Raw genomic sequence first — 20,204 nt, forward strand, 5'->3', positions numbered from 1 at the left:
TGCACGACCAGTAAACACCGACTTCACATCGGAGGGACCATGGCTCGCAGAAAGGCGTTCCGGCTGTTCACCGCCGCCGTCGGCGCACTGGCCCTGGCCGGGTGCGGGCTCGGCGAGGGCCCCCAGACCGGCACGGCCGTGGACACCTCCGGCGAGGTCAAGGGCGACATCACGTTCCAGACCCTGCAGTTGTCGCCCACGTTCGACGGCTACCTGCGCGGGGTCATCGCCGAGTTCGAGAAGCAGCACCCCGGCACCAAGGTGACGTGGACCGACATCCCCAGCAACTCGGCCGCCCGCAAGACCAACGCGGACGCCGTCGCGGGGTCGCTGCCGGACGTGATGGACCTCGACACCGGCACGCTCGCGCCGATCGCCCGCAAGGGCCTCGTGGTCGACATGGGCGCCGCGGCGGGTGACCTGAAGAGCGGGTTCGTCGAGTCCGCCTGGAAATCGGTCACCTTCGGCGGCGCGTCGGCCTCGGCCCTGCCCTGGTACCTCAACACGCCGGTGCTGATGAAGAACTCGGCGTTGCTGGAGCAGGCGAACCTCGCGTCCGCGCCCGACCCGACGAGCTACCCCGAACTGGTGGAGGTGTCCGCGAAGATCGCCGCCGCCACCGGCAAGGCCGGCTTCCAACCGACCCAGCTCGGGTTCCACACCTACCTGCGCAGCCTCGGCGTGCCGCTCGTGAACGACCAGGGCACCGAGGCGGTCGTGCACACGCCCGAAGCCGCGGCGTTCGTCGACTCGCTCGCGAAGCTGCAGAAGTCCGGCGGCATCCCCGCCGACGCCGTGTCCGCCCAGCAACGCGGTGAGATCGAGACGTTCCAGGAGGGCATGACGGCCTACCTGGAGACCGGCGGGTCGCGGTTGAAGATCATCCAGCAGAACGCGCCCGGCGTGTACGCGCAGACGGCGCTCGCGAAACCGTTGGCGGTCAACGGCAAGGGTACGTGGGTGGTGGCGCACGGGGTCGCCGTGCCGAAGGCGTCGAGGAACCTGCCGACAGCGGTCGCGTTCGCCAAGTTCCTGACCTCACCTGAAAACCAGCTCGCCCTGGCGAAGCAGTCGAGCGTGTTCCCCAGCACGGCGAAGTCCCTCGAAGACGCCTTCTTCACCGCCGAGGGCACGGACCTGGTGTCGAAGGCGCGCGCCATCTCCGCCGCCAGCCTGAAGAACGGCACCACGAACCCGACCCCGGCCGCAGTCGACTCCGAGTTCACGACCGCATTGTGGTCGAGCGTCCAGCGCGCGATCGTCGGCGAGGTGTCCGCGGACCAGGCGCTGCAGGACGCGGAGACGAAGCTGAACTCGATCCTCAAGGCGCGCCAGTGACGGCGGCCCGCCACCGGTGGTACGTGCCGCTGCTGTTCGTGGGTCCCGTCCTGGTGCTGCAGTGCGCTTTCCTGTTCACCCCGCTGCTCAACACGTTCGTGCTGGCGTTCACCAACGCCAGCACGGTCGGAGGCGGGCGCTTCACCGGGCTGGACAACTTCGCCACGCTGTTCGCGGACGACGACTTCTGGGCCGCCGCCGGCCGGACGTTCGTCTACGCGCTGGTCACGGTCCCGTTGATCGTGGCGATCTCCACGTCGCTGGCGGTCCTCGTCAACACCTCGTTGCGGGGGTCGGCGATCGTCCGGTCGCTGCTGTTCTCCCCGATGGTGATGCCGCTCGCGACCGTGGCGGTGATGTTCCAGTTCGTGCTGCGCTCGGACGGCCTCGCGAACCGGGTGCTGCAGGGCCTGAACGTGATCAGCGCCCCGCTGCCGTTCCTGACCAGTTCGCACCTCGCGCTGATCAGCCTGACCGTCGTCTCGGTGTGGCGCGGGTGTGCGCTGGCGACGCTGATCACGTTGGCGGCGCTGCAGAACGTCTCCCGTGAGCAGGACGAGGCGGCGCGGATCGACGGTGCCGGCTGGCTGCGCCGGACGTGGAGCGTGACGCTGCCGCAGATCCGCGGGACGACCCTGCTCGTGGCGGTGCTGACCTCGATCAGCGCGCTGCGGGTGTTCACCGAGCCCTACGTCATGACCGGCGGCGGGCCGGGTGACGCGACGGAGACGATCGTGCTCTACCTCTTCGAAAAGGGTGTCGCGCCCGGCACGCAGGCGGGCTACGCCTCAGCGATCAGCCTGGTGCTGTTCGTGTTCGTGCTGGCGGCCGCCGCCGTCACCTGGAGCGCGAGCCGCAGGAGGACCGCATGAACGAGCAGTCCGTCTCGCGCGGTGAGGCCCTGCTGCGGTGGGCGCTCATGCTCCTCGCCTCGGCCGTGGTGCTCGGCCCGCTGCTGTGGCAGCTCAGCACCGCCCTCAAAGGACCGGGCGAGTCGACCACCGGGTTCCTCAGCGGCCTCGTGCCGAGCGATCCCACCCTCGACAACTTCGTCACCGCGTTCACCCAGATCCCGCTGGCCGGGTACTTGCTGAACTCCGCGGGCATCGCCGCGCTCGGCGTGACGACGAACCTCCTGCTGGCCACGCTGACCGGCTACGCGCTCGCCCGCGTCCCGTTCCGCGGCCGCGGTCTCTACATGGCGGCGCTGCTCGCCACCGCCGCGCTGCCGTTCGAGGTGATCCTCGTGTCGACCCTGCTGGTCACCCGGAACCTCGGGCTGCAGGACACCCTGCTCGGCGTGGTGCTGCCACAGGCGGTGTCGATCACCTCGATCTTCGTGATGCGCCAGGCGTTCCGCGCCATCCCGGACGAACTGGAGGAGGCCGCGGTGATCGACGGCGCGGGCCCGGTGCGGACGTTCCTGCGGATCATGCTGCCGAACGTGAAGGGCTCGCTCGCGGTGGTGACCGTGCTGGGGTTCCTCGACTCGTGGGACCACTTCATCTGGCCGCTGGTCATCCTGAGCAGCCCCGACAAGTACCCCGTGAACGTCGGCGTGCAGTACCTGTCCGGTGCCTTCTCCGCCGACCAGCGGGTCATCTCGGCGGCGGCGCTCGTCGTGATCGTCCCGCCGCTGCTGGTGTACCTGCTGCTGCAACGGCACGTGTTCTCGGGCCTCGCGGGAGGGGCGCTCAAAGGATGAACAACACGGTTCTGGCCGGTACCGGCGGCTTCGGGCTGCGGCACCTGCGCAGCCTGCTCGACCTGCAGGCCGCAGGGCGGATTCGCCTGGTGGGCCTCGTCGACGTGCACGCGGGGGATCCAGCGACGCGCCTGCTCACCGAATACGGCAGCACACCGTCGTGGCACTCGGACCTGGGGCTGGCATTGGCCGAGCACGACGTCGACAGCGTCGTCATCGCGACTCCACCGCACACGCACTTCGGCCTCGCCAGGACGGCGATCGGCGCGGGAACGGCGGTGTACCTGGAAAAGCCGCCCGTCACGTTGCTGCAGGACCTCGACGAACTGGCCGGCCTGCTCGCGGTCAGGCGCGTCGAGGTCGGGTTCCAGACGGCCCGCTCGACGGTCGGAGCGCTGCACCGGGCGTGGACGGCGCTCGGCATGCCACCGGTCCACGACGTGGTGGCGCACGGCGCGTTGTCGCGGCCGGACGAGTACTACGGGCGCGGCCGGTGGGCCGGCACGTGGTTCCTCGACGGTCAGGCCGTGCTGGACGGACCGCTGTTCAACCCGCTGGCGCACGTCGTGCAGGCGGCGCTGCTGTTCGCAAGTCAGGTGGAACGGGGCTGGGCACCGGCGTCGGTGCGGGCCGAGTGCTTCCACGCTCGGCCGATCGAGGGCGACGACGTCTCCGCAGTGCGCGTCGTCCCGCATCGCGGGCCGCGCGTGCTGGCGGTGGGCACGACGTCGACCGACGTGGTGGTGCGTCCCGGAGTCCTGGCGCACACGGAGAACGGCATGATCCACGTGACGGACGGAGGGCAGCGGGTGATCGCGTACCAGGGCAGGAGAAGGGTTCCGGTGCCGTCGGCCGCCGTGGCGGCACCGTCGCTGGAACGCGCGGTGACCGACCCGCTCGGCCCGGCCGACCCGCTGCTGTCCCTGGCCGCCACCAGGCACCTCGTGCTCACGACCAACGCCGTGGTCCAGGCCGTCGGATCGCCGTCGCCCGCTCCGTCCACATGGGACGGCAGGCGGGTGCTGGGCCTCGGGCGGCTCGTCGCCGCGTGCGCGCGCCGTGCGGCGATGCTGTCCGAGGTGGATCCCGCGTGGGCGGGTTCGGCCGGATCGATCGACGTCGCCGGGTACCGTGGCCTGATGCACCCCGAACTGGTTGCGGCATGACCGGGCACGGCCGCAAGACCAAGCTCGCCGACGTGGCGGCCGAGGCCGGGGTCTCCATCTCCACGGTGTCCAGGGTGTTCTCCAACCCGGAGTTGCTCTCGCCCGAGACCGTCCGCAAAGTGCGGGAGGTCGCGGCCCGGCTGCGCTACACGCCGAACCCGATGGCGCGGGCGTTGCGCGCGGGCGACTCGCCGTACATCGGCATCGTGGTGCCGGACATCAGCAACCCGTACATGACGATGCTGCTCAAGGCCGCGCAGGCGCGGTCGCGGTCACGCGGCATCGGCGTGTTCGTGGCCGACACCGACGACGCGGCGGACATCGAACGCCAGGTGTGCGAGCAGTTCGCCCGGCAGACCCGCGGCATCCTGCTGTGCGCGCCCCGGATGAGCGTGTCGCACATCCGCGAGATCGCGGACATGATCCCGTTGATGCTGGTGAACCGTCCGGTGGACGGGATTCCGGGCGTCTACACCGATTCCTCGGCCTCGGTCGCGGAGCTCGTCGACCGGCTGTGCGAACTCGGTCACGAGAGGATCGCCTACCTGCCTGGCCCGACGGGGTCGTGGGCGAACAAGGTCCGCGGTCGCACGGTGTCCGATCGGGTGCGCAAGCACGGCGTCACGTTGGTCAAGCTCGAACCGACGGCCGCCCGGCACGAGGACGGCGTCGCGGCGGCTCGCGTGGTGGCAGGCGAGGGTGCGACCGCGGTCGTCGCGTTCGACGACGTGCTCGCGGCCGGGCTGGTCGAGGGCTTCCGCCAACTCGGCCTCTCGGTGCCGGACGACGTCAGCGTCGCCGGGCACGACGACGTCATGGCCGGGCTGGTGCAACCGGGGCTCACGACCGTCGAGGGGCTGAGCGCGCGCGTGGGCCAGCTGGCCGTCGACCGTCTGCTGGAGGCCGGTGAACCCGGCATCACGGCCGACCCGCACCACCTCGGCGTCGGCACGAAGGTGATCTGGCGCGCGAGCGTCGGCAAGCCCCGGACCTGATTCTCTCCCTTCCCATCTCACGCATTTTCGCGCTCCGCTATGCAAACGTTTGAATGGAAGGATCTTGATGCAGACCACCGCGCGGCGACCGGCTCCCGCAGACGAGAAACAGTTGGAGGACCTGCTCTCCACGCCGCTGGAGGGAGTGGGCGCCGACCTGGCCGCGCTCGGCGGTGACGTGGTGCTGCTCGGCGCCGGCGGCAAGATCGGCCCGACGATGACCGTGATGGCCAAACGCGCCCTGGAGGCGGCCGGTTCGGCCGCGACCGTGCACGCCGTGTCACGCTGGTCCGAAGTGGACGTTCGAGAGTCGTTGGAAAAGCAGGGAATCCGCACGCACAGCGCCGAGCTCGGCGACCCGGCGGCGTACTCGGCACTGCCCGACGCCGCCGCCGTGTACTACCTCGCGGCCATGAAGTTCGGCACGACCGGCGCCGAGCACCGCATGTGGTGGGCGAACGCCGCCATGCCCGCGCTCGTCGCGTCCCGCTACCGCGGCGTGCCGACCGTCGTGTACTCCAGCGGCAACGTCTACCCGTTCACACCGCTCGCGCACGGCGGGTGTACCGAGCAGGACGCCCCGCTCCCCCGCGGTGAGTACGCCCAATCGTGCCTGGCGCGCGAACGGATCTTCGCGGGCGCGTCGGAGCGGTGGGGCACGCCGTCGCTGATGTTCCGGCTGAACTACGCGTGCGAGCTGCGTTACGGCGTGGTCGCGGACATCGCGACGCGGATCGCGGAGGGACGTCTTGTCGACGTCACGATGCCCGCGGTGAACGTGGTGTGGCAGCAGGACGTGTCAGCGTGGGCGTTGCGCAGCGTCCTGCTCGCGGACCCGTCGGCGCCGGTGCTCAACGCTACCGGGCCGGAGACGATTCCGGTGCGCCGCATCGCGTTGCTGCTGGGCGAGGCGATGGGCCGCGAGGTCGAGTTCACCGGCACCGAGGCCGCCGACGCGCTGCTGAACGACGCGGGCGACTGCTTCGCGCGCTTCGGCTACCCGAGCCTCGCGGCGCGCACGTTGATCGACTGGACCGCCGAGTGGGTCTCCGCCGGTGGCCGTCAGCTCGGCAAGGCCACCAAGTTCGAGCAGCGCCAGGGGAGGTACTGATGGCCACCGACGTGCGGACCCGGCTGCTCGCGGGTGTCACGATCCCGGCCCACCCGCTCGCGCTGACCCCAGGACGCGCTGTCGACGAACGGGCTCAGCGCGCACTCACCAGGTACTACCTGGCATCCGAAGTGGACGGTCTGGCGGTGGGCGTGCACACCACCCAGTTCGAGCTGCACGACGACCTGGGCATGCTCGCGGCGGTGCTCGCACTGGCGGCGACCCCAGGACCCCTGTTGATCGCCGGAGTCGTCGGCGACACCGCCCAAGCCGTCCGGGAGGCGGAGGTGGCGGCCAGGACCGGGTACGACGCGGTGTTGCTGTGCCCGTTCGGGATGAGCGACTCCGGGCCGGACGCCCAGCTGGCCCGGGCCCGCGCGGTCGGCGAGGTGCTGCCCGTCATCGGATTCGCGTTGCAGGAGGCGGTAGGCGGACGCCCGCTGCCCAGGTCGTACTGGAGCAGGCTGTTCGACCTGGACGCGGTCGTCGGCGTGAAGGCGGCTCCGTTCGACCGGTATCGCACCAACGACATCGCTCGCGCGCTGCTGGAGCACGACCGCTGGGACCGGATCGCGCTGCTCACCGGTAACGACGACACCATCGTCACCGACCTCGTCACGCCGTGGCGGGCCGTGGTGGGCGGCGAGGAGCGGACGCTGCGGGTGTCGGGCGGGCTGCTCGGCCAGTGGGCCGTCGGCACGCGGGCAGCGGTCGCGGTGCGCCGCCGGGCAATCGACCTCACCGACGAACTCCTCGCGACCGGAGCCGACCTGGTCGAGGTGAACGCGGCGGTCTTCGACGTGGCGCACGGCTTCGCCGGCTGCGTGGCCGGGGTGAACGAGGTGCTGCGGCAGCAGGGCCTGCTCGCGTCGTCGCTCTGCCTGGCGGAGGACGAGGTGCTGTCACCGGGTCAGTCGGAGCTGATCGCCGACGTCCGGAAGCGGTTCCCCGCCCTGCTGGACGAGGAATTCGTGGAGGAGCACCGCAATGCCTGGCTCGACTGACCGGCCACCGGTCCGGATCGTCCACATCGGACTCGGCGCATTCCACCGCGCCCACCAGGTGTGGTTCACCCAGCTCGGCGACCCGGACTGGGGCGTGGCGGCGTTCAGCGGCCGGTCGACCCGGCTGGCCGGGACGCTGACCGCGCAGGACTGCCGGTACACGCTCGTCGAGCGGGGGCCCGAGCAGGACGTGCACCACCGGATGACCTCGCTCGTCGCCGCGTACGGCGCGGACCGGCAGGACGAGCTGGACAGGCTGGTGGCCTCCCCCGAGGTCGCGGTGCTGACCCTGACCATCACGGAGGTGGGCTACGCGGATCCGACCGCGCCGCGGCGGCTCGTGCGGGCGCTCGACGCCCGGCGGCGCTCCGGTGCCGGGCCGATCGCGGTGGTGCCGTGCGACAACGTGCGCGCGAACGGCGCACGGGCCCGCTCGGCGCTGCTGTCGGTGGCGGACAGGGAACTGGCGCGGTGGATAGGTGACCACGTGTCGTTCGTCGACACGGTGTCGGACCGCATCACCCCCGCCACCACCGAGGCCGACATCGCCGGGCTCGGGGGCGCGGACCGCGCCCCCGTGGTCACCGAACCGTTCGCCGAGTGGGTGCTGGCCGGCGAGTTCCCCGCCGGGCGGCCCGCGTGGGAACGGGCAGGTGCCGTCTTCACCGACGACATCGCGCCGTTCGAGCGGCGCAAACTGCGGCTGCTCAACGGCGCCCACCTGCTGCTCGCAATGGCCGGTCTCGGCCGGGGGCACGGCACGGTCGCGGACGCGATGGCGGATCCGATGCTCACCGCTCGGCTGGAGGAGTACTGGGCGGTGGCGTCCCGACGAGGCGTGCCGGACGCGACCGCGTACCTCCGGCAGTTGCGCACCCGCTTCACCAACGGCCGGATCCGGCACGCGCTGGCCCAGATCTCGCTGGACGCCGAACACAAGCTCCGCGAGCGAATCGTCCCGCTCGTCGAGGAGTTGCTCGCGGACGACGTCGACCCCGCGCCGGCACTCCGGGTCGTCGAGGACTGGCTGGTCCACACAGGACAGACCACCGCCGCGCTCGACCGCCTCGCCGCGGGCTGGGCAGCGGACACCAGGCTTCACCTCAACGGAAGGTGCAGATCATGAGAAGGACGCTCATCGCCGTCGTCGCTGCCGCGCTGCTCGCCGGCGCCTCCCCCGCGTCGGCCCGCCCGTTGCCCTGCGGGTACGACGCCACCGTGCTGGCGGACTCCCCCGTCGCGTACTGGCGGATGTCCGGCGCCGTCGCACCGTCCGAACAGGACGCCAGTGGCCACGGCCGCACCGGCACATACACGGGCGGCCGTTCGGTCGCGTTCCTGCCCAACGGCGACCGGGCCACCGACTTCGACGGCGCCACGGGCTACCTCCAGGTGCCCGACAGCGACGCGCTGAGTCCCGCGACCACGGGCGCGTTCACCCTCGAGGCTTGGATGCGGCCGGACATCCTGGAGTTCCCGCACGCCGAGTCCTCCGGGTACGTGCACTGGATGGGCAAGGGCGCGCCGGGCCAGCACGAGTACGTGTCGCGGATGTACTCGAAGACCAACACGGAGAACCGTCCCAACCGGATCTCCGGGTACGCGTTCAACAGCGACGGCGGCCTGGGGGCGGGCTCCTACTTCCAGGACCCGGTCGCAGAGGGGCAGTGGATCCACTACGCCCTCGTCATCAACCCCGCCGCTGTCAGCGCCGAGTACCCGCACGGCTACGTCAAGATCTACCGCGACGGCGTCCTGCGAGACCAGGATCAGCTCGTGATCCGCGACATCGTCATCACGCCCGAGGGCGGCACCGCCCCGTTCCGCGTGGGCACCAGGGACTTCGGCTCGTGGTTCGCCGGCGCGATCGGCAAGGTCGCCGTCTACGACCGCGAACTGCCGGTCGAGCGCATTTCCGCGCACACAGCGGCCATGACCACCACCTTCCCGCACCGGGGGTTCCCACGATGACCGACTTCGACGACATGGGCACGCGGATCGTCTCCGCCGAGGTCCTGGTCTCCTCACCGGGCCGCAACTTCGTGACCCTGCGCCTGCGGACCGCCGACGGCGTGACCGGCCTCGGCGACGCCACGGTGAACGGCCGCGAGCTCGCGGTGGTGTCCTACCTCCAGGACCACGTCACCCCCTTGCTGATCGGCAGGGACGCGCACGCGATCGAGGACACCTGGCAGTACCTCTACCGGGGCGCCTACTGGCGGCGCGGGCCGATCACCATGGCCGCCATCGCCGCGGTGGACACGGCGTTGTGGGACATCAAGGCGAAGATGGCCGGAATGCCGCTCTACCAACTGCTCGGCGGCCGCAGCCGACGTGGTTGCCTGACCTACGGCCACGCGAGCGGCGCCGAACTCCCGGAGCTGTTCGACTCCATCCGCGCCCACCTGGACCAGGGCTACCGCGCCATCCGCATCCAGACCGGCGTTCCCGGCCTCGGCTCGGTCTACGGCGTCGCGTCCAGCGCCAACGCCGTGGTGGGCGGCTCCGGCGCGAGCGCGCGCTACGACCACGAGCCCGCGCGTCGTGCCGCCGTCCCGGTCGAGGAGGAGTGGGACACGAGGGCCTACCTGCGGCACGCCCCGAGCGTCTTCGAGGCCGTCCGCAACGAGTTCGGCCCGGAACTGCCGCTGCTGCACGACGCCCACCACCGCCTGACCCCGATCCAGGCCGCGAAGCTCGGCAAGGAGCTCGAACCGTACGACCTGTTCTGGCTGGAAGACGTCACCCCCGCCGAGAACACGGCCGTGCTGCGCCGCGTCCGCGAGCACACGACGACACCGCTCGCCATCGGCGAGGTGTTCAACACGATCTGGGACTACCGCGAACTGTTCGAGGAACAGCTGATCGACTACGTCCGCTCCCCCGTCACCCACGCGGGCGGCATCACGGCGCTGCGCCGCATCTTCGACTACGCCGCCGTCTACCAGATCAAGTCCGGTGTGCACGGACCGACCGACATCTCCCCGGTCGGCCTCGCCGCGGCGCTGCACCTCGGCGTCGCGATCCCGAACTTCGGCATCCAGGAGTACATGAAGCACACCGAGGACACCGACCAGGTCTTCCGCCCCACGTACAGTTTCACCGACGGCCTGCTCGCCCCGTCCGACGAGCCGGGCCTGGGCGTGGACCACGACGACGCCGAGGCGGATCGGCACCCGTACACCCGCGCATACCTGCCGGTGAACCGGCTCAAGCTGGATGGGTCGATGCACGACTGGTGATCACACCATCGTCGGGATCGGTCCCGGTCGAGCCGGGAGCTTCGAGAGATCGTCATCTCGCACGTGGCGGGTCGCGCGGTCCAGCACGATCGCAGCGTTGCCAGATCGGCCGCATTGACAAGGCACTGCATCGAGCGATCTGAACAGCTGCCGGAATTTCCTGATCGGACCTTCGTACACGCGACGAGCTATCCATTTCCACTCGGCCACGGAATTACCCCACGAGAGCAATTTCCCGTGGGGTAATTGCTTTATCCGGGCATTTCTGGCGCTGCGCGTGCCGAAAACTGCATCCATGCAGGTTGAGCGGCATGGTGATACTCGTGGACGACTCCGCCGAGACGGTCCTGTCGATCTACGGCGAGGCGTTCGATCTGGGCGGGTTCGAGAGGCTGGGGCCAGGCTCGCAGGGGCGCTGCGGCGGCGAGTGACCGGTGGGTTCGGCGCTCCTTGTAGTGCCGCTCGTACTCGCGTAGTGCGTGCGTTAGGTGGGTCTGGTTCCAGATCAGCGTGCGGTCGAGCAGTTCGGCGCGAAGTGTCTTGACCCAGCGTTCGTGATGGAGTTCATGCGGGGCATCCGAACACCGGTCAGCAACGTAGCAATTCCCGCGGTGCCGAGGATCTTGTCGATCAACGCAGGGTATTTGGCGTCGCGGTCACGAATGAGGAACTTGAGCTGCGCGAGGTGTCCGGTGTCCTCGAGGTCCATGAGCAGGTTGCGGACGGCCTGGGTGACCCTGTGGGGTGCCAAAACATGGCTCAACATGCCTGACCTGCGGATCACGCTGCCGCAGGCTCGTACTCGTTGATCAAGCCGCCAAGCACTCGCCGACGACGTACGGATCTACCTCCTGGCCCTCTGCCGGCGCCCAACCCCGCAAGGTGGCGCGGGTCAGGCGTTCGTGACGTCGTAGGTGTGCCCGGCGAGCCGCAGGCGATCGATCAGAGGCCGGCCCATGGCCGTCGCGGGCGTGAGCGAGCCGGACCGCTGCGGGAGGTCGTCGAGGGCCAGGCAGAGGGCGCTCTGCCCGAGCATGACGGCCGTGGCGGCGTAACCGGGATCGCCCGGCCCGGCGACCGTGGCCCGGTAGCGGCGCCCCGAACTGGTGGTGGCGTGCAACACCGAACGGAACCAACCCTTCGCACGAGCCTGTTCGCTGGGCCCGGTACCGGGCGCGGGCAGCACCCGGTCGAGCAGGCCGCGGACCGGCTTGACCGACATCGCGCCGACCAGCCCGGCCAGCCCTGTGCGTGCCGAAAATTACGTCCACACAGGTCAAGCGGCATGCCGATACTCGTGGAGGACTCCACCGAGACGGTCCCGTCCGAGTACCGCGAGACGTTCGATCCGGTCAGGTCCGAGGGGGTGGTGCCGGGCTCGCAAGGGTGCTGCGGCGGCGAGTGATCGGTGGGTGCGGTGCTCGTTGTAGTGCCGCTCGTACTCGCGCAACACGTGGCGTAGGTGGGTCTGGTTCCAGATCAGCGTGCGGTCCAGCAGTTCGGCGCGAAGGGTCTTGACCCAGCGTTCGATGATGGAGTTCATACGGGGCACTCGGACACCGGTCGGCACCGTAATGATTCCCGCGGAGCCGCGGATCTCGTCGATCAACGCGGGGTACTTGGCGTCCCGGTCCCGAATGAGGAATCTGATTCGCGCGAGGTGTCCAGCATCCTCGACGTCCATGAGCAGGTTGCGGATGGCCTGGGTGACCCAGGCATGGGTGGGGTGTGCGGTGGCGCCGAGGATGCGCACACGTCGGCTGGCGTGGTGGATGGCGGCGAGAATGTACTGGCGCTGACCGGTCAGCGTGACCGTCTCGATGAAGTCCACCGCCAAGATCGCCTCAGCCTGCGAGCGCAGGAACTCGGCCCAGGTAACGGTTGTTCGGCGGGGCGCTGGATCGATGCCGGCGGTCTTGAGGATCTCCCACACCGTGGAGGCGGCGGTCGCGACACCGAGAAGCGCGAGTTCGCCGTGGATGCGTCGATATCCCCACGAGGGTTCTCGTTTGCCAGGCGCAGGACGAGACGGCGGATGGAAGCGACAGTGCGCGGACGCCCAGGCCGACGGTTCACGCTCATGCGGGCATGGCGGCGTTTGATCAGGTCGCGATGCCACCTCAGCACCGTGTCCGGGCTGACCAGCAGCCGGATCCGGCGTAACGTCGTGCGGGCCAACGGCACAAGTAAGGCTGCGAGCAACGCCCTGTCCTCTGGCCGCAATCGTGGGCGCTGATCGCCGAGTTGCCGGTGCAGGACCGCGAGTTGGTGGCGTAGCGCGAGGATCTCGACGTCCTTCTCCTGATCAGTCATGCGCAAGAGCCATAGCGCGGCGAAGGCTTGAGAGACAGCGAGGTAGGCGAAGCGGACCAGCGCGGCCGCGATCATGCCGGATGATGACCGCTACCTAACGATGCCCGTTGACCTGCACGGACGTACTTACCGGCACGCACAGGACCAGCACGGCCGCGATCATGCCCGACGACCGCCAGACACGCGCCGAGGTCCGCGACCTACACGGACGTACTTTTCGGCACGCACAGGGTGCTGATTTCTGGCACCCCACACCCATTTGGGGCACTGCAGCAAATTCTTGGTGTACCGTCAATCGAGACGAGAACACTTTGACTCAGGCAGCAGGTCAGCTTCCGGAACACTGAGATCAACACGGAAGGCTGCCTCGACACTTCGTCTCGCACGTATCAACTCAGCATGCCCTCCGGACGGATGCACTGCCCCATTATCGCTAGCGCGCAGCTCACCCTGCCGTACGACATGGTAGCTCACTGCCGAGTGCAGATAGTACGCATCACTGGTCGTCTTTCGCACTTCCTCTGACGCAATAAGAAGAATTCGACCTAACGCCGCACGCGCACGACGAGTGATCTCAGTAGTTCGTTCTCCAACTTCGACGCTCACGACTTCACCAGACAAGACGTCCACAAGAGGACCTCGAAGAAGCTCCTGCCACTCATCGAGTAACGCCATGTACTCCCCGTAATAGTTGAGTCGCTTCTCTCTCCAATGCAGCACGTCCTGATGCACAGACTTCACTTGTTCGCGCTCATTTTCTCGACGCCACCGGAGGTCCTCGCGCTCGTTCTCACGTCGCCAGCGTCGGTCTTCGCGCCACGCATTGACGAGTTGCCCGCCGATGACACCTGCGATGCCGAGCACGCCGACGATCATCGGTACCCACACCGACACCTGTCCCGATGGCATAGGCGGACCATAGCTTCCCGCTTGCCTGCCGTGACTCCACCTGGACGACTTCACTCCACTGGAGGCAATCACCTTGATCATCACCAACAAGGAGCAGGTGGCCCTTCGACCAATACTTAAGGCCCAGCGCCCGATCGCCTAATGCCTGCGGCATGTCAGAACACGGCCGAGTACCCTGACCTGCACATCAGGCTGCGACGGGCTCGTAGCCGTGGATCAAGCCTTCTATGATTGATGGCAGCACAGGGACTAGCGACACGACTCTACGGTCCGCGTGACCGAATCCTGGTTGCCACCTCGATGTGATCGATGACAGCTCTTTTCTCGACGAAAGCGACACCAAAAACTTCATGTCAGTCTCGCTGTAGAATAAATGTAGCTATCCGGTAGCCACCTTCGACCGTGTACGTGTGGGACACTACCTTCCCGTTGCCGAAGGCTCGGCCAAGTTCCGGGTACCGGCGCGACAAACTACTTTGAGTCAGATCTACCGCACTGACGGAACCGTATTCCAAGCTATTGGGATAGGCATCGAAGGGTAGACACCAGGTCACCATCCACTGCTCCATCGCGTCTCCATTCACTTAATCAGAAGAGGACTCTGCAGATCAACTATAGATACTGTGCGAGCGAGTGGAAAGGTGGTTTCGGCCCTGCGCGTGCCGAAATCGCGTCCGCACAGGTCAAGCGGCATGCCGATACTCGTGGAGGACTCCGCCGAGTCGGTCCCGTCGGAGTACCGCGAGGCGTTCGATCTGGTCAGGTCCAAGGGGTTGTAGTCGGTCTCACAAGGGTGTTGCGGCGACGAGGGATCGGTGGGTGCGGTGCTTGTTGTAATGCCGCTCGTACTCGCGCAGCGCGTGCCGTGGGTGATTCCAGATCAGCGTGCCACCCCGATCACACAGGATCTCGACCTACCCGATCAACTCACTCGACCTCATGTGCGGAGACGGGGCTAGCTGCTGAACATGCTGCCCTGATGCGAACCGAGCACCGAGTCGGCGCCGACGCACACAAACGGCCGCCGCAACGGATCACCCGCCACGGCCTCGGCCAGCGCGGCCGCCGCGCTGAGACCGCCCAGCATGCCGCGGTGAAGCTCCTCCATCGCGGCGCGAGCGGCGAGTTCGCCAACGCTGCTCACCGCCACCACGACGGTGCTGGTACCGACGCTCAGCAGTCCGCCGGCGAACCCGAGGAGTTCGTCATCGGGCCGGATGTCGCTCAACGCCAACCCGCACGCGGCGAGCACGACCTGCCGGGGTGGCCGGTCCAAGCGCCCGAAGTCGTGCGCGTGGAGCGGGGCGTCGGCCAGTTCGAGCCGGGAAAACAACGCGTTGTCGGGCTCGTGGCGGCCGTGACACGCAAGATGCACAAAATCAGACGTTCGCAGCGCATCGCGCACGGCTGTGAGCGAGGCGTCGTCGTTGGCGATCGAGACGGCGTTGGGGTGCAGGCGAGCGAGCCGTTCGTCTTCCGCGGCAGCACCCACGCCGGGGCCGACGACCACCAGAGCGGGGCCCAGGCGCACGTCCTGAGCGCTGTTCAGAGCGCGGAACCATGACGTCGCCGACGGTGCGATCACGACGGGACGGCCGCGCAGGCTCGGCAGGCTGCCCCACGGAACTCCGTAGAGCTGCCCGACGGGAACCACCACCAGGCCGCGGTCACCGATGATCCGCAGCAACGGCCGGACCAACTGCGTGTCCAGGCTCTCCAACCGGTTTTGGGCGGAGTAGGCGATCACCTTGCCGACCGGCTTCGGGACCTGGTCCGGCGCTATCGCGGCAAGGTCGAAGTGCAACTTGCGGGCCTGCTCGGTTATCTCCGACAACTGTCCGAGGGGGACCAGGTGCTCTGAGGAGCCCGCTACCACCACAGCGGCCAGCGTGTCACCGGAGGCCACGAACGACACGAAGGCCTTGCCCTCCAAGGCATCCGCAAGTTCATGCACACTGACCAACGCATCTGACCCCACGCAGGTCGTCGACCACCACCCGAGGTGGCTGACGCGCTGCAGCGCGATCTCGTGCCGTAACACCGCGTCAGCCTCGACCGGGCCGTTCACCCGTTGCTGCTGCACGGTGCGGGTGAGTCGGATGAAGTCGTCGATGGCCTCGGACACTGCGGGATCGGGGGAGGCGGCCGGCTGGTGGCGGTGCAGATGTGCGCGGCCGCGTTCGAGCCAGGTCAGCACATCCTCCGGCTGCGGGCTGTCACCCCGTTTCAACGCGATCCGCACCGCGAGGTCGCCGAGCTCACGACCGAACAACCCGGCGCCGCGCACTAGATCCGTTGCTCCGTAGCGGTCGAATGCAGCGAGCAGACGGTCGAGGCCCGACGACGCGCAGTCCAGTGCGTCGTCGAACTCGCCCCGTTCGGCGGCGAGTTCGGCCTTCACCAGCCAGCGGAAGACGACGTGGTCCAGCGGGGCACTGTCACGCGGGGCGGCGGTCTGTTCGACATAGCGCTGGGCAGCAGCAACGTCCCCGAACGACACTGAAAGCCGGGCTGCCCACAGCAATGCGTGGTCGGACTCCTCTGCGAGGCCCATCCCGCGGAGCTGCAAGGCGAGCTTCTCCGCGAACGCCGGCAGTTTGGCGGCAGGCAGGTCAGGCCAGGCCCTGGCCAGCGACATCGCGGCGCGCAAGGCCGTCAGCTCCGCGACCACGGCCGCCCGTCGGTCGCCGACCCGCCGGAACCGGATCGCAGCCTCCCGCGCCGCCTCGCTTGCGCGCTTGAAGTCTGACTGCAGGAGCGCGCACTGTGCGCGCACGTGCTCAACCTGCGCGATAAGGCGATCGTCTGCTGTTCGCGCGCTGTGCAGGAGGTCCACAGCCGACCGGATCGGCTCCGCCACTGGGTCCACGGAGGTGAGTATCACCGCGAGGTTCTGCTGCTCGGCACGCAGCCAGCGCCAGGCGGCCTCGCTGTCCGCGAAGCGAGGCGTCTCGATCTCATCGATGTGCCAGCCCGATCGGCGGTTCGGCAGGGCCGCGTCGACCGCACGGCACGCGGCCGTCAAGTAGTAGTGGAACAGCCGAGTCAAAGCCACATCTCGGTCGTCATCGATCTGTTGCAGCAGATCTGCCGCGTATGAACGCAACAGGTCGTGCGCACGCACGCGCCCGTTGCCGACGGGCTGCACTAAGTGCGCGCGCTCCAGCTCTGTCAGGGCCTTGCGCGCGTCGGCGATCGCCGTGCCGGTGAGCGCGGCAACTGCCCGAGCATCGACATCTCGTCCCGGTGCGATCGCGAGGTACCGGAACGCTTTGGCCGCCGCGAGGCTCAGGTGCCGATACGACCACGAGAACACCGCACGCACCGCAGTCCGCTCGTCGCCGACCTCCAGCAGATCGAGGCGGTCGGCGCCAGCGAGTTCTGCCATCAGCGTGGTCAGGCTCTCGTGCGGCCTGGCATTGACCATCTCTGCGGTGATTCGGAGGGCCAGCGGGAGATACGTGCTCCACTCGCACAGCCTCTGCGCCGCTTCGGGGTCGACCCGAGCCCGCTCCCCCACCAGCGACGCGAACAGCCCAAGCGCCTCGTCCGGTTCGAGCAGCCCGAGGTGCACGCGGCTCGCTCCGTCGCGGACCATCAGCCCACCGAGCGAGTCCCGGCTCGTGACCACGACAAACGTCGAGCCCGCCCCCGGCAGCAACGGCCTCACCTGCTCGACACTGCGCGCGTTGTCCAGCACGATCAGCATGCGTCGTTCGGCCACCAGCGTACGAAATAGCCGGCTGCGATCGGACAGAGTCGTGGGCACAGGCTCGGCCGCCCCGACCAGGCTGCGCAACAACTCACCCAGCGCGTCCTCGGAGCTGACCGGCTGATTCGGATCATATCCCCGCAGGTCGATGTAGAGGTCGCCGTCCGGGTACGCGCCGCGGACCCTATGCGCCCAGTGCACAGCGAGAGCGGTCTTGCCAACCCCAGCCGTGCCGGAGACCGCAGAGATCACCACCGCGCCGGAGGCATCCTCGCGCAACCGGTCCAGCTCGGCGAGTTCCTCCTCGCGGCCGGCGAAGTCCGCGACGTCGAGCGGAAGTTCCCGTGGCACGCGGGCGACCGGCGACGCCTGCTGCCCGACGTTGAGCACCAGGTTGCCCGCCACGTCGCGGGCCTGCACCACATTGCCGGAGACGGTGTCGACAACGTTGGCGGACTCCACACGCGAGCCTTGACCGTCGTCCACCGCACCACACTAGCGACGGCCGCACACGTCTATTCGGACGTGCAGGCAGCGCCGACCAGTGTCAACGAGGTTGGCCTTGAATTGGCAACCTTCACCACACCGTTGAACCCGAGTGAGACCTGTGCATGCCGAAAAGTCGTCCTCACAGGTCAAGCGGTATGCCGATCCTCGTGGAGGACTCCATCGAGACTGTCCCGTCGGAGTACCACGAGGCGTTGGATTCGATCAGTTCAAAGGGCGCGTGCGAAAACTGCGTCCATGCAGGTCAAGGCTCATGGCGGTACTCATGGATGACTCAGCCGAGAAGATCATGTCTGTCTATGATTAGTCGTAATATGAGCGGGTTTGCCAGGATGAGGCAAGCCCTGCCGGGAGTGGCGCGCCAGCGAGCGATCGGCGGGCTGGGTGCTTGCTGTAGCGCCACTCGTACTCGCGCAGCGCGTGACGCAGATGAGCCTGGTTTCAGATCAGCACGCGGTCGAACAGGCCGCCACGAAACTTCTTGCTCAAGTCGATATAACTCAGCGGCGAAAGATTGATTAGTGTCGACTGGCCCTCTATACTGGATTCGAGCTATCCAATAGCGCATGGACACGCGAACTGCGCACGCTTGCTACGTATGGGAACTCAAGTCTCGGACATTCTCTTACCCCACGGGATTCACCAGAATCCCGTGGGGTAATTCATATTTCGACAAATTTCGTGTCATCACACCAATCCAACGCGAGCGTCGACTGAACTGGGCGACGGGCAGTTTCCACAGCCTTGAGCGTTAGCGGTGCAGGTCGAATTTCAAGACGCTGGTCACTGTAGTGAATCTGCAAATGTTGCTCGCGGACTTGATCGACCAGGTTTTCGCCCACACCTGATTCCGCAGGTCTCACGGCCCGCCCGAGCAGGTGTGGCAGTGCATCGAGAAGGTGGTCTTCTCGGACGTAGAGGTTCCGCGGTTCGCCGTCGGAACGTCGCTTGACGCTGGTGAAGCCGTGCCGGCAGCGATAGCCCGCTCGCCCATGAACCCAGTGCCCGTCCATCCGTCGGCCACACAGTCCGCACACGACGAACCCCGCCAGCAGGTAGCGCCGTACCTTGCCGTCTTTTGCAGGCTTTGCCACCCGCAGGCCCTGAACTGCGACGAACGTCTCGTCATCCACGAGCGGTTCGTGCACGATCCGTTCGGAGACCTCCCACTCGCTGACCGGGTTCCAGCGCAGCACACCTGAACCACGGCCGCCGAGACGGCCTCCAGGCCCGTGACCCGTTGTGCTGCTTCGGTTCCACACTTGCCGACCGGTGTAGCGCGGGTTCTCCAGGATCATCGCCACCGTCCGGACGATCCACCGCTCCCCCAACCGGTGCGCGTTCCGCTCGGGATCGGCACCCGACGGGCACACCACGCCACGCTCGTTGAGTTCGCGCGCCAATGACGCCACCGTCCGACCCCGAGCACGTTCCGCGAACATCCATCACACCCACTGTGCTGTCGCCGGGTCCGGCGACAGCACCTGTACCCGCCGACCCCACCGCCCATGCACAGGATTCGGATGCCGACCACCATCAACAAGCCGATACCCATACGGCGGACGACCACCCAGAAACCGCCCCTGCACACGCGTCTGCGCCCGCATCGCCGCCAATACCCGATGCCGTGCCCGAGCCACCTCACGCTGCGCCTGCGCGCCCAGCAACACCATCAGGGCCTCGTGCACAGCACTGCCGAGCTCGACCGGTCCGCCCGCCTCCGGTAGCCACACGGCAACACCAAGCGCGTTGAGCCCAGTCACCACTTCACGGAACTGATCACCGTGAAACGCCCGCTCGTACTCACCAACCACGACCGCATCGAACTCGCGACCAGGGTCTGCCGCAGCGGCCAGCAACGCCGCCGCCTTCGGACGTTCCGGCCACGACCAACGCCTCGACACACCCACGTCGAAGAACTCCGCGACGACCGAGCCAACGCTCTCGATCAACTCATCCGACACGCTGCGCTGCCACGAACGAGACGTCTGCACATCCTGAAACGTGCTCGTCGACATCCGGCCGTAGAACGCAAAGCGCAGGCCAGGCTCCTCACACGGTGCCGCTGAACGGCGACGTCCCGTCAACGCGGCAACCAGTTCGGCGTTCGTCAACGTGGCCACAGTCAGCTCCCTCGGTCAAAACCGAGACCCAGCTGCCAAAGGCATCGTGACGACATCTTGGTCCATCTCCACCCGAATA

The 20,204-nt window shown here is 68.0% G+C and carries 17 protein-coding genes; 10 read left to right on the plus strand and 7 right to left on the minus strand.

The annotated features are described in order from the left end of the window. Positions 1 to 39: 39 nt before the first annotated feature. The 10 genes from ACIQF0_RS46040 to manD all read left to right on the plus strand — a co-directional run bounded on the left by ACIQF0_RS46040 (position 40) and on the right by manD (position 10,561). Complete coding sequence (locus ACIQF0_RS46040; RefSeq protein ID WP_401041155.1) at positions 40 to 1,338, plus strand: extracellular solute-binding protein; 1,299 nt, start codon at positions 40 to 42, stop codon at positions 1,336 to 1,338. Then, the gene (locus ACIQF0_RS46045) at positions 1,335 to 2,210 is read left to right on the plus strand and encodes a carbohydrate ABC transporter permease (RefSeq protein ID WP_401041156.1); all 876 of its coding nucleotides are present in this window, start codon (positions 1,335 to 1,337) and stop codon (positions 2,208 to 2,210) included. The genes ACIQF0_RS46040 and ACIQF0_RS46045 overlap by 4 nt, the downstream gene beginning before the upstream one ends. Continuing rightward, positions 2,207 to 3,043, plus strand: coding sequence for a carbohydrate ABC transporter permease (locus tag ACIQF0_RS46050; protein WP_401041158.1), 837 nt, complete (start codon positions 2,207 to 2,209; stop codon positions 3,041 to 3,043). Before ACIQF0_RS46045 ends, ACIQF0_RS46050 begins: the two co-directional genes overlap by 4 nt. After that, entirely contained in the window at positions 3,040 to 4,209 is a 1,170-nt protein-coding gene (locus ACIQF0_RS46055) for a Gfo/Idh/MocA family protein (RefSeq protein ID WP_401041159.1), read from the plus strand. Before ACIQF0_RS46050 ends, ACIQF0_RS46055 begins: the two co-directional genes overlap by 4 nt. Further along, on the plus strand, positions 4,206 to 5,204 hold the full coding sequence (locus tag ACIQF0_RS46060; RefSeq protein ID WP_401041161.1) for a LacI family DNA-binding transcriptional regulator: 999 nt from the start codon (positions 4,206 to 4,208) through the stop codon (positions 5,202 to 5,204). Before ACIQF0_RS46055 ends, ACIQF0_RS46060 begins: the two co-directional genes overlap by 4 nt. 67 nt (positions 5,205 to 5,271) lie before the next feature. After that, a complete protein-coding gene (locus ACIQF0_RS46065; RefSeq protein ID WP_401041162.1) occupies positions 5,272 to 6,315 on the plus strand; it encodes an NAD-dependent epimerase/dehydratase family protein in 1,044 nt (347 codons plus the stop codon). Further along, complete coding sequence (locus ACIQF0_RS46070) at positions 6,315 to 7,319, plus strand: dihydrodipicolinate synthase family protein (protein WP_401041163.1); 1,005 nt, start codon at positions 6,315 to 6,317, stop codon at positions 7,317 to 7,319. Before ACIQF0_RS46065 ends, ACIQF0_RS46070 begins: the two co-directional genes overlap by 1 nt. After that, entirely contained in the window at positions 7,303 to 8,445 is a 1,143-nt protein-coding gene (locus ACIQF0_RS46075) for a mannitol dehydrogenase family protein (RefSeq protein WP_401041165.1), read from the plus strand. Before ACIQF0_RS46070 ends, ACIQF0_RS46075 begins: the two co-directional genes overlap by 17 nt. Beyond that, the gene (locus tag ACIQF0_RS46080; protein WP_401041166.1) at positions 8,442 to 9,290 is read left to right on the plus strand and encodes a LamG domain-containing protein; all 849 of its coding nucleotides are present in this window, start codon (positions 8,442 to 8,444) and stop codon (positions 9,288 to 9,290) included. The genes ACIQF0_RS46075 and ACIQF0_RS46080 overlap by 4 nt, the downstream gene beginning before the upstream one ends. Next, entirely contained in the window at positions 9,287 to 10,561 is a 1,275-nt protein-coding gene (gene manD / locus ACIQF0_RS46085; RefSeq protein WP_401041168.1) for a D-mannonate dehydratase ManD, read from the plus strand. Before ACIQF0_RS46080 ends, manD begins: the two co-directional genes overlap by 4 nt. 505 nt (positions 10,562 to 11,066) lie before the next feature. Here the strand turns inward: manD and ACIQF0_RS46090 are convergent. From ACIQF0_RS46090 to ACIQF0_RS46120, 7 genes are all read right to left on the minus strand, one after another. After that, a complete protein-coding gene (locus tag ACIQF0_RS46090) occupies positions 11,067 to 11,345 on the minus strand; it encodes a hypothetical protein (protein ID WP_401041169.1) in 279 nt (92 codons plus the stop codon). 108 nt (positions 11,346 to 11,453) lie between these two features. Continuing rightward, positions 11,454 to 11,783, minus strand: a complete 330-nt coding sequence (locus tag ACIQF0_RS46095; protein WP_401041171.1) for a hypothetical protein — start codon at positions 11,781 to 11,783, stop codon at positions 11,454 to 11,456. Positions 11,784 to 11,837: 54 nt separating this feature from the next. Further along, entirely contained in the window at positions 11,838 to 12,680 is an 843-nt protein-coding gene (locus tag ACIQF0_RS46100; protein ID WP_401041173.1) for an integrase core domain-containing protein, read from the minus strand. 485 nt (positions 12,681 to 13,165) lie between these two features. After that, a complete protein-coding gene (locus tag ACIQF0_RS46105) occupies positions 13,166 to 13,750 on the minus strand; it encodes a hypothetical protein (protein ID WP_401041175.1) in 585 nt (194 codons plus the stop codon). 988 nt (positions 13,751 to 14,738) lie between these two features. Then, positions 14,739 to 17,981: a CHAT domain-containing protein gene (locus tag ACIQF0_RS46110; protein ID WP_401041176.1), complete on the minus strand. Its 3,243-nt coding sequence runs from the start codon at positions 17,979 to 17,981 to the stop codon at positions 14,739 to 14,741. A gap of 683 nt (positions 17,982 to 18,664) precedes the next feature. Next, the gene (locus ACIQF0_RS46115) at positions 18,665 to 19,444 is read right to left on the minus strand and encodes a recombinase family protein (protein WP_401041177.1); all 780 of its coding nucleotides are present in this window, start codon (positions 19,442 to 19,444) and stop codon (positions 18,665 to 18,667) included. A gap of 3 nt (positions 19,445 to 19,447) precedes the next feature. Next, on the minus strand, positions 19,448 to 20,125 hold the full coding sequence (locus tag ACIQF0_RS46120) for a recombinase family protein (protein WP_401041179.1): 678 nt from the start codon (positions 20,123 to 20,125) through the stop codon (positions 19,448 to 19,450). Between the last annotated feature and the right edge of the window lie 79 nt (positions 20,126 to 20,204).

Source organism: Lentzea sp. NPDC092896 (assembly GCF_044754905.1).
Taxonomy (GTDB): Bacteria; Actinomycetota; Actinomycetes; order Mycobacteriales; family Pseudonocardiaceae; genus Lentzea.

Bases quoted from the DNA above. Each gene is read 5' to 3' on its own strand.
- ACIQF0_RS46060 (WP_401041161.1), top strand. From the start codon at position 4,206: ATGACCGGGCACGGCCGCAAGACCAAGCTCGCCGACGTGGCGGCCGAG.
- manD (WP_401041168.1), top strand. From the start codon at position 9,287: ATGACCGACTTCGACGACATGGGCACGCGGATCGTCTCCGCCGAGGTC.
- ACIQF0_RS46070 (WP_401041163.1), top strand. From the start codon at position 6,315: ATGGCCACCGACGTGCGGACCCGGCTGCTCGCGGGTGTCACGATCCCG.
- ACIQF0_RS46065 (WP_401041162.1), top strand. From the start codon at position 5,272: ATGCAGACCACCGCGCGGCGACCGGCTCCCGCAGACGAGAAACAGTTG.
- ACIQF0_RS46095 (WP_401041171.1), bottom strand. From the start codon at position 11,783: ATGTCGGTCAAGCCGGTCCGCGGCCTGCTCGACCGGGTGCTGCCCGCG.
- ACIQF0_RS46115 (WP_401041177.1), bottom strand. From the start codon at position 19,444: ATGTTCGCGGAACGTGCTCGGGGTCGGACGGTGGCGTCATTGGCGCGC.
- ACIQF0_RS46105 (WP_401041175.1), bottom strand. From the start codon at position 13,750: ATGATCGTCGGCGTGCTCGGCATCGCAGGTGTCATCGGCGGGCAACTC.
- ACIQF0_RS46055 (WP_401041159.1), top strand. From the start codon at position 3,040: ATGAACAACACGGTTCTGGCCGGTACCGGCGGCTTCGGGCTGCGGCAC.
- ACIQF0_RS46080 (WP_401041166.1), top strand. From the start codon at position 8,442: ATGAGAAGGACGCTCATCGCCGTCGTCGCTGCCGCGCTGCTCGCCGGC.
- ACIQF0_RS46040 (WP_401041155.1), top strand. From the start codon at position 40: ATGGCTCGCAGAAAGGCGTTCCGGCTGTTCACCGCCGCCGTCGGCGCA.
- ACIQF0_RS46075 (WP_401041165.1), top strand. From the start codon at position 7,303: ATGCCTGGCTCGACTGACCGGCCACCGGTCCGGATCGTCCACATCGGA.
- ACIQF0_RS46050 (WP_401041158.1), top strand. From the start codon at position 2,207: ATGAACGAGCAGTCCGTCTCGCGCGGTGAGGCCCTGCTGCGGTGGGCG.